This window comes from Halobacteriovorax sp. RT-2-4, from assembly GCF_047085445.1.
In the GTDB taxonomy this organism is placed as follows: Bacteria; Bdellovibrionota; Bacteriovoracia; order Bacteriovoracales; family Bacteriovoracaceae; genus Halobacteriovorax_A.
In genome coordinates this window covers 1,169,627-1,181,652 of record NZ_JBKIXY010000001.1, presented here as the reverse complement: position 1 = coordinate 1,181,652, position 12,026 = coordinate 1,169,627, and the positions used below count along the sequence as shown (strand labels likewise).

12 protein-coding genes are annotated in these 12,026 nt (G+C 36.0%); 8 read left to right on the top strand and 4 right to left on the bottom strand.

Going from position 1 to position 12,026, the window contains the following annotated elements; translation table 11 throughout:
• Positions 1-13: 13 nt before the first annotated feature.
• The gene (locus tag ACMAYL_RS05580) at positions 14-2,134 is read left to right on the top strand and encodes a patatin-like phospholipase family protein (RefSeq protein WP_412470850.1); all 2,121 of its coding nucleotides are present in this window, start codon (positions 14-16) and stop codon (positions 2,132-2,134) included.
• On the opposite strand, the gene lgt is transcribed toward ACMAYL_RS05580, so the two are convergent.
• Positions 2,124-2,903 carry a prolipoprotein diacylglyceryl transferase gene (gene lgt / locus ACMAYL_RS05575; protein WP_103216512.1) on the bottom strand — a complete coding sequence of 260 codons (780 nt, stop codon included), beginning with the start codon at positions 2,901-2,903 and terminating at the stop codon, positions 2,124-2,126. The genes ACMAYL_RS05580 and lgt overlap by 11 nt on opposite strands.
• Positions 2,904-2,960: 57 nt before the next feature.
• On the opposite strand from lgt, the gene priA reads away from it, so the two are divergent.
• The 4 genes from priA (at position 2,961) to ACMAYL_RS05555 (ending at position 7,884) form a co-directional block, all read left to right on the top strand.
• A complete protein-coding gene (priA, locus tag ACMAYL_RS05570) occupies positions 2,961-4,997 on the top strand; it encodes a primosomal protein N' (RefSeq protein ID WP_412469844.1) in 2,037 nt (678 codons plus the stop codon).
• Positions 4,998-5,000: 3 nt separating this feature from the next.
• Entirely contained in the window at positions 5,001-5,600 is a 600-nt protein-coding gene (locus ACMAYL_RS05565; protein WP_103216514.1) for a LysE family translocator, read from the top strand.
• 99 nt (positions 5,601-5,699) lie between these two features.
• Positions 5,700-7,166, top strand: coding sequence for a sensor histidine kinase (locus ACMAYL_RS05560; RefSeq protein WP_412470849.1), 1,467 nt, complete (start codon positions 5,700-5,702; stop codon positions 7,164-7,166).
• Positions 7,150-7,884: a substrate-binding periplasmic protein gene (locus ACMAYL_RS05555; RefSeq protein WP_412470848.1), complete on the top strand. Its 735-nt coding sequence runs from the start codon at positions 7,150-7,152 to the stop codon at positions 7,882-7,884. The genes ACMAYL_RS05560 and ACMAYL_RS05555 overlap by 17 nt, the downstream gene beginning before the upstream one ends.
• Here the strand turns inward: ACMAYL_RS05555 and ACMAYL_RS05550 are convergent.
• Positions 7,881-9,227 (bottom strand): D-alanyl-D-alanine carboxypeptidase, encoded by a 1,347-nt coding sequence (locus ACMAYL_RS05550; protein ID WP_412470847.1) that lies wholly within the window; start codon positions 9,225-9,227, stop codon positions 7,881-7,883. The two genes, ACMAYL_RS05555 and ACMAYL_RS05550, sit on opposite strands and share 4 nt — an antisense overlap.
• Positions 9,224-9,463 carry a membrane protein insertion efficiency factor YidD gene (gene yidD / locus ACMAYL_RS05545; protein WP_103216518.1) on the bottom strand — a complete coding sequence of 80 codons (240 nt, stop codon included), beginning with the start codon at positions 9,461-9,463 and terminating at the stop codon, positions 9,224-9,226. The genes ACMAYL_RS05550 and yidD overlap by 4 nt, the downstream gene beginning before the upstream one ends.
• Before the next feature lie 69 nt (positions 9,464-9,532).
• Between yidD and nth the strand changes: the two genes are divergently transcribed.
• The 3 genes from nth to ACMAYL_RS05530 are packed head-to-tail and all read left to right on the top strand — an operon-like array spanning position 9,533 to position 11,665.
• A complete protein-coding gene (gene nth / locus ACMAYL_RS05540) occupies positions 9,533-10,183 on the top strand; it encodes an endonuclease III (RefSeq protein ID WP_103216519.1) in 651 nt (216 codons plus the stop codon).
• Entirely contained in the window at positions 10,180-10,857 is a 678-nt protein-coding gene (locus tag ACMAYL_RS05535) for an alpha/beta hydrolase (RefSeq protein ID WP_103216520.1), read from the top strand. The genes nth and ACMAYL_RS05535 overlap by 4 nt, the downstream gene beginning before the upstream one ends.
• A gap of 28 nt (positions 10,858-10,885) precedes the next feature.
• Positions 10,886-11,665: a DUF2797 domain-containing protein gene (locus tag ACMAYL_RS05530; RefSeq protein ID WP_103216941.1), complete on the top strand. Its 780-nt coding sequence runs from the start codon at positions 10,886-10,888 to the stop codon at positions 11,663-11,665.
• Here the strand turns inward: ACMAYL_RS05530 and ACMAYL_RS05525 are convergent.
• The gene (locus ACMAYL_RS05525) at positions 11,642-12,010 is read right to left on the bottom strand and encodes a hypothetical protein (protein ID WP_392991071.1); all 369 of its coding nucleotides are present in this window, start codon (positions 12,008-12,010) and stop codon (positions 11,642-11,644) included. The genes ACMAYL_RS05530 and ACMAYL_RS05525 overlap by 24 nt on opposite strands.
• Between the last annotated feature and the right edge of the window lie 16 nt (positions 12,011-12,026).

Sequence of the window (12,026 nt, the reverse complement as noted above, 5' to 3'; positions counted from 1 at the left end):
ATACAATACTAGAATGAAACGTTTTATCCTACTATTGAGCTTCCTCTTTTGTTTTCAACCTTTCGCAAAACAAGTCAACACGGCCCTTGTTGTAAGTGGTGGTGTTTCACTAGGCTCTTATGAGGGCGGATTCTTAAGTTATCTAACTGAATTTGAAAAATTAAATTATCAAGTACAGCGTACGCCACAAATTTATGCTGGAGCATCTGCTGGTAGTATGAACGCTTTGATTACTTTTCTTGAAGCCGGAAGAGTTCACGGTGGAGAGTATATTGTAAAGGACTCACTCTTTTGGCGACTTTGGGTGCCTTTAGGAATTGATCGACTAGCGGATAATAAGCAAATGTCCATGACTAACTTTTTATCTAAAAAGCCGATTCAATCAATGTATAAAGATGCACGCCAAATCTGGAATGAAGGCTTACGAGCTGATATCGATATTGTTTTTGGAATCACTCTTACTCAAAAGAAGCCTGAGATTATTGAAGTATACAAAGGTGGAAGAAAATTTCCTCAAATGCTAAATGAGGCCATTTTTAGAATTCGTGGTCAAGGTGAGGGGAAGCCTCCTATCATCGAAAACTATCCAATTGCCACAAATTCGACGAGACAAATCTACTTACCATTCACTAAGAATCAAAATGATAACTTAACAAAACTCTTACAGGTAATCGAGGCTTCTGGAGCCTTTCCTTTGGCCTTTAAACCGGTTGATATTGAGTATTGTAAGTACGAGGACTTTAAATCGAAGAAAAAGTGTCCATTGAGTTCAATTACAAAAAGAACATTTATCGATGGTGGGATGTTTAATAATATTCCATTAACAATCGTTAATAAGGTATCTAGGCACAAAGTCGCTAAGGATAATTTGCTTTTAATTATTGATCCAAGCGATGAACACTTACTTTATGAAACTCGTGAGTTTCAAGAGAATGGAAAGGAAGTCGCAAAGTATGTTCTTGATATTTTTGATAGCTTTATAGGAACGGCCCGTTCTCGTGAAACAATTGCTTTTTATGAGTCTCCTAGTTTTTCTAATTCTATGAGCTCAACTGTATCACTGCCTCTGGCCTCTTCTCCGATGTATGCCTTCTTTGGTTTCTTTGAAGAAGATTTTAGACGTTTTGATTTCTTAGTTGGTTATGCGGATTCTAAAAAGTTTACTAGTGACTATATTGCAAAGAATCACTCGGGACGAAAATTTAAGATGCCTAAAAGAATCCAATTTGATCAAGATGAAGCTTGTATTGTTGAAGTTGTTGAAAGAAAGGACTTTAATCATATCTGTCTTGAAGGACTTAATAAGAATTTAAAGACAATTTTAAAAATCTCTGTAGCAAAGGTTATTGAAAACTGTGAGCAAGAGCTAGAGCTAAAATTGTGTCATCGAACGGAATCATTTAAAAAGAGTCGTTTATATGAAAATCGATATGAGGAATTTAGATTCAAAGAAAAAGAAAATATAACTCAATACACACTTAGAAAACTAAAGGATGAAGACTTTCTCTTTAATGAGCTTCATAAAACAGAGAAGAGAATAAATCGAAGTGATGCGCCATATTTGGTTATAAACAAACTACATACATCTATTGAGTCTTATACTGATAAACTCAACGCTACCGAAAAATTTGTCGCAAAATTAGGTTCAAAAGCCTATCTTGATTCTATTTACTACATTCCTTATGAGTCGTACTTCTCAATTGATTTAGGAACTCTTGCAGAAATTTCGTACACTCGTGCAATTGACGACTTTTCAAGATCGATAAAGAGTTGGCGCTGGGGTGTTGGATTGATGCTAAATTCTGTTATGGACTTTCAAGAATCTAAAGATGATGACAATGTTTTTATTCCTAATATTGGAGTTGAAAAGACAATGCTTAGCTGGTCTGATGAGAGTTTACAAATAAGCCTAGGTGTACGAGGAGGCTATATGTTTTCTAGTACCGATAAGTATGGCTCTGTCGAATGCAGTAGCTTCCGTGCAAATTTTAAATCTTGTTCTGGAGTTTATGGCCAATTCTATCCACTTTTTACCTTATATGAAAAAGTACGTATTAAGCCATTTGTTCACTACATTCATGCAACAGAAAATAAAGAAATTGGTACTGGTTTAGAACTTGGGCTTAACCTTTAGTAACAGGTTTATAAAGAACTAAGATAATACCAACGATAATAAGTGGGATACTTAGAATTTGTCCCATATTTAGGGCCATACCTTGTTCAAATGCCACTTGATTTTCTTTAAAGAATTCCACAAAGAATCGCCATGCAAAACCACCAATAAAGATAATTCCTAAAAAGCGTCCAGATTGCCACTTATTGTGAAATTTTGAATAGAGATAGTAAACAAGTCCTGAAACTGCAAAGAAGCCAAGTGCTTCGTAGAGCTGAGTAGGGTGGCGAGCAATATTATCTGCACGAACAAATTTAAACGCCCATGGAAGATTTGTTGGATGACCAAAGATCTCAGAATTCATTAGGTTTCCAAGTCTAATAAATCCTCCTGTCATAAGGGCCGGTGCTGCAACAAGATCAAGAAGCCACATCAGTGGGACATCTTTAACTCTTTTCTTAAAGGCGTATATTGAAACGATAACACCAAGGAATCCACCGTGACTTGCAAGTCCACCTTTCCATACATAGAGAATTTCAAGAGGATTACTTAAGTAATAACCTGGCTCATAGAAGAGGCAATGCCCAAGACGTGCACCTACGACACAACCTACAATCATATAGTTTAATAATGAGCTTACTTCGTCTTTAGTAAAGTTTTTTTCTTTGATTAGGTAGCGGCGACAATAGCGCTCACCAATAAAGAAACCAACGATAAACATTAGTGAGTAATAACGAACGGCAATAGGTCCGATTCTAAATATTTCTGGATCAACATTCCATGTAATCATATACTTATTGTATGATGATAGTGTAGGTTTTACACTTACTTTTTACTTTAAAATCTTATGCAAGACGTTAATACACTAAACGCTCAACATTATTGCCAAGTCGCGGTTGATTATCCAAAACTACCAAGTGTTCTTACTTATAAGACGTTAGGAGAGGAGATTCCTGTTGGTACCCTTGTGGAAGTCCCTCTTGGTAGAAGGAAGGCTAAAGGTGTTGTCGTACCATTTACAATTACGCAAAAAGAATTAGAAGAAACGATTACTAAGTATAAGCTTAGGCCAATCAACGAAGTTCTCGCGCCAGAGTTTTCATTATCACAAAGTGAGATGAAGCTCTACGATTGGATGTCTCGTTACTATCACTACAATCTTGGGCAACTTGCTTGGGACTGCTTGCCAAAAATTTTAAAACGTCCTCGCGAAGTTGAAACTCAATTTGGTGATAACCAAGATTTTGAACATGAACTATCTCCGCTACAAAAGCCCATATATGAAAGTATCAATGCTAAGCTTGATAATGGATTTGATCGCTTTCTCGTTCATGGTGTTACAGGATCAGGAAAAACATTAATTTATCTTCACTTGATAAAGAATGTATTAAAGAAGGGAAAGAGTGTACTTTTCTTGCTACCTGAAATTAACCTGACGCCTCAGTTTATGGAGACGTTTAAAAAATATTTGGATTGTCCAATTCTTCCGTATCACTCGGGTGTAACACCTTCTCACAAGAATGCTATTTGGAAGTTTTTAAAGAAATCTGATCGGCCAGTTCTTTTAATGGGAGTGCGCTCTAGTGTTTTCTTGCCTGTTGAAAACCTAGGCCTTGTGATCGTTGACGAAGAACATGATAGCTCATTTAAGCAAACAGATCGTTGTCCTTATAATGGGCGCGATGTTGCCATTAAGAAAGCACAGCTATTCAATGCACCTGTCGTTCTTGGTAGTGCGACGCCTTCATTAGAAAATTACTTCACTTTTTCAAAGCTTAAACCAGAGAATTACTTTTCATTGGAAAAGAGAGTTGCCGGCGGCTTTCCGGAGATTGAATTATTAGACTCTCGCTCTCATGGTGCTAAGAAAGATATGGATGCCTTATCGATTTGGCCATTTGAAAAGAAGTCTTTAGATATGATTAGTGAAGCTTTAGATAGAGACGAGCAAGTTCTCGTTTTTGTAAATCGCCTAGGTTTTTCAAATTATCTTCAGTGTCGAGGTTGTGGTTATAAATTCGAAGATCCTAATACTGGTGTACCACTAAGGTATTTTAAAAATAAAAATATTCTTTCAAGCTCTCATTCAGACTATCAAATTCCAAGACCAGAAATTTGTCCTGAATGTGGAAATATGAATCTGCTACAAAAGGGATTCGGTACAGAAAGACTGCAAGAAGTTTTACAAGAGTTTTATCCTACTAAGAAGATTGAGCGCTTTGATCGCGATGAGATCACAAATCTTGATAAGCTAGAAGATAAGCTTGAGCGTTTCCATAAAGGTGATATTGATATCTTTGTCGGAACACAAATGCTTTCTAAAGGTCACAACTTTAAAAAAGTTAATCTCGTTTTAATTTTAGGAACTGATTCAATGCTAAACTTCCCTGACTTTAGGGCCATGGAAAAAGCTTACCAAATGATTGTTCAAATTTTAGGACGAGCAGGGCGATATTCAAATCACGCTAAGGTTGCAATTCAAACGATGCTTCCAGATAATACAATGTTCGATTTTATCAAATCACATAGTTTTTCTGGTTTTTATGATTTCGAATTAACAACGCGTGAGTTTGGTCTATTTCCTCCTTATACAAAGATGGCAAATATTCACGTCTCTGGTAGAGATCGCGACAAAATAATTGCCAATCTCTCAAGTGAAATTCAAAAGCTTCGTGGGCTAATGGATCAGTTGGGAATCGATGGCCAAGTATGGGGCCCTACTCCTGCTATGATTGAAAGGCGTGCGAATATGTTCACATGGAGCATGTCTTTAATGTGTAAGAATGGGGGCGAGCTCAATCAAGTATTGCAGATTTTTCGCGCTCAAAATAAGATCGACTATTCTTTCTCTGTAAAAATCGATGTCGATCCAATGGATACTTAATTTATGCTTTCAAAAATAATTACTAGCTTCTTCTTTATCGTGGCCCCTCTTTGTTATTCACCTGGCCCTGCAAATATAACTTTGGCCGGCCTTGGGGGAACTTATAGTTTTAAGAAAACTCTACCTTTCATACTTGGGTTATGGCTTTCAACTATTTCAGGACTTCTACTTTGTCTATATGGTGCAACAGACTTCATCATGAAACATGAGAAGCTCATGAGATACCTTCCTGTTTTTGGAGCTTTATACTTATTCTTTATGGCCTATAAAAGCCTTACTAATGTAAAGAAAGTAGAGGTGAAGAATGAGGAAGAAAATAATAAAGGTCCTTCATTTCTAGAAGGGGCTATTTTTCAGGCCCTAAATCCCAAATTCCTAGTTTTCACAATTAGTGTTTACTCACCATTTTTAAATGAGGGGAAACTCTTTCTAACACTTTTTAGTGCCGTGCTTTTTTTTGGTGGAGCTAGTGCTCATCTGCTCTGGTTTTTTATGGGCAATCGTCTGGCCCACGTTTTAGGCGGGAAAAAGGCCCAGTACTTTTTTAGTATCCTATTAATCGCAGTAGGGATTTGGATGATTTCAACTTCTATCTCTAAGTAGTTAATATTACTAGTTATATTAGTCTAACCTAATTGTCTTAAAACGATTTCTATTTACAAAGTACTTGCTAAATCTAAATAACGCATGTAGATATTGGACATGCACAAGTCACCTGTTCGCTTTTCATTTATTATTCCGATTGTTATGGGGGTAGTACTAACAATAAGCTTCTTTGTCATGGGCGCAGCTACTTACAGTATTCATAGTAATCAGGAAAGGGTTCGTTTTGAGAATGATAGAGAAATCATTTCAAGACAGATTGTAAATTCTCTAAAACTTCCTATCTGGAACTTAAATAAAGAATATATTCAGAAAATTTCTAATGTCTTTGTTAACTCAAGCGACCAGGCCGTTACTGCTATTACTGTTAGAGATGAGAATGAAAGTCTTTTGAGTCAGATTTCATTAGTTGAAGCAGCGGCCCCAAAATATGTAAGCCCTGAAATAGTCATTGAAAATTTTGAAGTTATATATGAGGGCAAGAAGATAGGAAGTGTTGAAATTAGATTTTCGAATCAATTAAATGCTATCTATGTTCACAATATCATGAAGATGATTGGGGTATGGTTTATATCGGGACTTGTTCTATCTTTGATTGTGACATCAATTGCTTACTATTATTTATTCTTTAATCCTCTAAAGCACTTTGTAAATAGAACAAGCCGTATTGCCAGTGGTGACTTCCGCCCAATACGTGAAAAATTTGTTCTTAATGAATTATCATTCTTTGCAAAAACACTTAATAAAACTCTAACCGAAATTATTTTAAGAGACGTAAAGCTAAAGAGATATAATGAAGAGCTTGAGGCGATAGTTACGACAAGAACTCAGGAATTATATGAGCAAAGAGAAAGAAGTCACGAATCAGAGAGACTCGCTGCCCTAGGGCAAATGGCCGCTGGGATCGCTCACGAGATTAATAACCCATTATTTGTCATTCTTGGAAATCTAAATCGATTAAAGAAATGTGTTAATGGCGAAAAGTGTGAATACATTCTTGAAAAGGTTGAGCTTGCTGCAGATCGAATTACTGATATTGTTAAGAGTATGTCGACAATGTCTCGTGATGGTCAAAAGGATTTAAAAACGATTATTAGGTGTGAAGAATTAGAATCAATTGTTTCATCTATTTGTCGAGGACGTTTGGCGGAAAAAGATATCCGTTTAGAATTCTCTTACGATAAATCTTCTATTGATAATTTAATTTATGCTAATAAAACTCAAATTAGCCAAGTTCTTGTTAATTTAATTAATAACTCGATTGATGCGATTGAGGAATTAGACGAACGATTAATTATCGTTTCTATAAATCAAGATTTCGAAAATCTTTATATCGAAGTCATTGATAGTGGAAAAGGGATTGATCCAAGAATCGAAAGCCGTATTATGGAGCCTTTTTACACGACTAAAGATGTAAATAAGGGAACAGGATTAGGACTTAGTTTATCTTATGAGATGATGTTAAATAATGATGGCTATCTTAGATATGATTCGAAGTCTGAAAATACGAAGTTTATCTTATCGTTACCTAGATATAGTGGAGAAGCTAGTGAATTACTTCACTAAGTACGCTTTAATATTTGCTTTTTCTACTTCTCTCTTTGCTGCCAAGGAAGTTCAGGTTGGTGCTTATCAATTCCCACCATTTTATATTTCTAAAAATGGAAAGAAGTCTGGACTCGTTTATGAGGTTATAAAAGAGCTTAATAAGGTTCAGAGTGAATATCGATTTAAGATTGTGGAAACATCTGCAAGACGTCGCTATCGAGACTTTACAACGAAGCGCTTTGATTTGATTTTATTTGAAAGTCCTAAGTGGGGATGGGAAGAACGTGGCATAAAATATGATATGACTCCTTCTTTTTTAAAAGGTGGGGAAAAATTTATCGCTAAAAAAGATAAGAATAGAACTCATGCTTACTTAAGGGATTTAAAAAAGAAGAGCATTTTGCTTTATGATGGTTATCACTATGGTTTTCTAGATTTTGATATTGATCAGAAATATGATGCGAAATTAATCTATACCAACTCACATGAAGGAAATATTTTAAGTATCTTAAAGGGACGTGGAGATATTGCCGTCATAACAGAGTCTTATCTAACTCAATTTTTGGAAGATAATAAAAATTTAAAAGATAAACTCATTATCTCTACTCACTACGATCAAGAGTATTCTCACCGAGCATTAGTCACTCAAGATTCTATTATCACAAGCGAAAAATTTTATCATTTCTTAAAGCTAATTAAAGATCGCCCTTGTTGTCGTCAGTTTTCAAATCTTTAGTTTAACTCATACATTAAGAGCTCACTAAAGCGTTCTTTAGAACGTCTCCAAGCTTTTGCTTCTTGTCTTAACTTCTCATTCTTTGCAGAGTTTGGACCCATTAGAAGTTGTCTCTTCTTTGGATTATTGATCATGACACAAAAAGTAACAGGATCGGCTTCAAAGCTTCTTCCGCAAATATTATAAACGAAGTCGAGGCTTCCTGTTTTATAGCGGTACTTCTCAAACCCTTTATTAGTTAAGTACTTGCGATGTAGAGAACCACTGTGACCAGTAATTGAAAGTAGGTTAATGAAGTAGTTATTTCCAAATTTCTTATAAGCGTTCTTATTGATGAAATTAACAATATCTTGAGCTAACATTTCTATGTTAACACTCAGTCCAGAACTATTAGTAAGCTCGCCTTTAACAGGTAGCTTTAAGTCGCTAACCATTTTTTGAGCAGCATCTTTCAAATTATCTTTTTTTGTCGCTTTTAAGACTAGTGTTTCAATAAATAAGTTATTTGAGTACTCGAGAGATAATTTTACCATATCTAAAGAAGGCACAGAGTAGACAGTGTTTAAAATTTTAGACTTAGTAAAACTTTCTTCAAACGCCACGCCTTTTGTTTCAATGCCCGCAATCTTTAAGTGATGATTAAAATAATTAGCATTAAACTGTAGAGAGTCTCTTATAGGTACTTCTAGAAAGTAATCTTTGGAATTTGTATAAACCCATGATTCCTTTTCATTATTTTTGATATGACGAAAAACTTCTCCAGGCCCTAGTGGCTTAGGTGACTTTTTAATTTCTAGGCCATTGTGAGTTGGGAAAATATTTTTATCGTCACGTCCGATCGACTTGAAACGGTTAAAATTTATGTTAAGGCCTGAAATACTTTGGTTATATGGTTGGTCATCTAGTCCAACATTTCCTATACGATTTAGATCGACAAAATTATTAACAACAATGAGTTTTCCTTCTACTTTTTTTATTCCAGCTGCCTTTACTGCATCAATGAGATCATAGGCTTGTGCTGTTAGAAAGTAGGGGTCACCTGAAGTACTTAGGATAAGGTCTCCCTTTAGTGTCCCGTTTGAAATATGTCCTCTTGAGGCAATCGATGTTTTAAAACGATAGTCTGTACCTAATTTATCGAGGATGTAATAAGCCGAAAATATTTTAAAAATCGAAGCGGGGATAAAAGAGTTTTTTGAATCGAGGGATCTTGATTTACCACTATCCCATTGTAAGAAGTAACTTAATTCGTCACCCTTATCTAAAAATTCTTTCTTTAAATTGTCGATTGATGTTGTGGCAAGAGATGCTAGAGAAAAAAATATTAAAACTAAAAACTTCATTTGTGCTTATCCTTATGGCAACAGTCTAGAGTTACAGGATCATATCCGCCTTTTGACCATGGGTGGCAACTCGCAATACGTTTTGTTGTTTTCCAAAATGCTATGTGAAATGGCAGTTTGGAAAAGGCCTCAATGCCATATTGAGAGCATGTTGGAGTATAGCGACAATTTGCCCCGAGAAATGGGGAGATTGCTATTTGGTAAAAGCGGATTAATTTGATGAAAATGTATCTCATTACGCGTTATTTTAGCATTTTCATGGATAATTTGCTAAATTTTTATGGTTCAAATTAATAGGAAAGAAGATGTTAAAACAAGAAAGAGCAGACTATATTGTCGAGGCACTTGAGGAGCTTTATCCAGAGACTCCAACGCCTCTAGATCATACGAATGAGTTCACCTTACTGATAGCTGTCTTATTATCAGCACAATGTACAGATGAACGAGTTAATCAGGTGACGCCGGCACTTTTTGCAAAGGCCGATAACGCACGCGACATGATGAAGTTAACACAAGAAGAAATTAAAGAAATCATTAAACCTTGTGGACTTTCTCCAAGAAAGTCTAAGGCCATTTATGATCTCTCAAGAATTCTTGTTAATGAACATGATGGAGAAGTTCCAGCAAGTTTTGAAGATCTTGAAAAGCTTCCTGGTGTCGGTCATAAAACGGCCTCTGTTGTTATGGCCCAGGCCTTTGATGTACCAGCTTTTCCTGTGGACACTCATATTCACAGGCTTGCTCAGCGTTGGGGCCTAACAAAGGGAAAGAATGTCGAACAAACAGAAGAGGATTGTAAGAAACTCTTTCCAAGAGATCTTTGGAATAAACTTCACTTGCAAATTATCTTCTATGGCCGCGAATATTGTAAGGCGAGATCATGTTTTGGACTCGAATGTCCAATCTGTCGCTATGTATATCCAAATCGTAAATCAAAAGTAGAGACAAAGAAATGAGAGTAACAAGAATTAATGATTTTGATATTTTACTACAAGAAGGAAGTACAAATAAGTCAATCGTAGTACTTCATGGATATGGAGCAAGTTTTCAAGATTTAGCTCCTCTATATCAGTATCTAGATCCAAAGGATGAATTCAATTGGTATTTTGTCGATGGACCGATGAAAGTTGATATTGGAATGGGAATGAAGGGAAGTGCCTGGTTTCCAATCGATATGATGGGACTTCAACAAGCTTCGATGGAAGGACGAATCGAAGATTTCTTCTCTCAGAGTGTTCCTGATGGAATCGAAGATATGCGTGATCGCTTAGTTCATTTGATCAAAGAGATTAAAAAGAATAGCACAGAAGTATTCCTAGGGGGATTCTCACAAGGCTCAATGCTAAGTCTTGCCGTTGCATATAAAGAACCTCATTTAATTGAGCGTCTCTTCTTACTTTCATCTACTTTATTTGATGAAGCGCATATTGCAGAAAATACAAAGCATATTAAGCATATTCCAATTTTTCAATCGCATGGAAGTGTTGATCCTATTCTTCCATATTTTCTGAGTGAGAAGCTTAAGAGTTATCTTGAGAAGGTTAATGAATATGAATTCCACCCATTCCAAGGTGGCCATGAAATACCAATGCCAGTTATTCAAAAGTTAAAAGATTTTTTAGGAAAGTAGAAATATGTTAAGTGGAAATATTCGCAAAATGAAAACGTCTCTTGAGGACGGACTAGCTCACTATCATTTACCTTTAGGTGATGAGCTTCTTTATATGAATGATCTTCTTGAAAAGAAGATCAAGCTAAGTTTTGATGGTCAGATAAACTCTGTCTACTCTGGTGAGTTAATTAAGAAGTCATATTCCCAAGGCTACTCTTATAAAGAAATGATTACACTTGCACAATGTGACACGTGTATCGTAAAGCCTGAGCTATGCCATTTTCATAAAGGAACATGTCGCGAGCCAGAGTGGGGAGAGAAGAATTGTATGATTCCTCACTATGTTTATCTTGCTGTATCATCTCATGTGAAAGTAGGGATCACACGTCACACGCAAATTCCTACTCGTTGGATTGATCAAGGAGCATCGTATGCTTTACCTATTTTAGAGGTACCTGATAGAAAAACTTCCGGAGAGATCGAGGTTGAGATTGCAAAAGCATTTTCGGATAAGACTAATTGGCGCAAAATGCTTATGAATGAAGTTGCAGATGAAGATTTAGAAATGCTTCGCGATCAGATCTATGATGACTTTGCAGACTTAATTGATAGTTTTGGTCTTGATGATATTGAAGAAGAAGTGACTCATATTGAGTATCCAGTAATTGAATTTCCAAAGAAGGTTAAGTCTCTTGGTTTCGATAAGAATCCTGTTATTGAGGGGACTTTAATGGGAATAAAAGGTCAGTATCTTATTTTAGATACAGGTTGTGTGAATATGCGAAAGCATGGTGGTTACTTTTTAAATGTCGAGGTCGACGTCTAGGCCACATTCTTTAGCGTGGAGCTGAACCATATTCCTCACTTCTTTTGTTGAAACTAAATGGTCAAGAAGCGAAAACTTCTGCGTTAGAGGAATCGCACAACCATTGTCGCATTTAGCATCAGAAGTGATGATGTTCACATGTTCCACTGGCTTCGTATTTTGAAAGCTTGCCATCCATTTGAAATGCTCAAGAATCTTATTTGAAATATTCTGAGCTATTTCACTACGTCTTTCTAAGTTGTATAGAAAGCGGCCAGTATCTTTTTGGCGGCCATTAACTAATATATGAATGACGCCTTTTTCTTTTAGATGTACACTGTTACTTAAACACTTTGGACAAAACATTACTTTTCCTTAAATT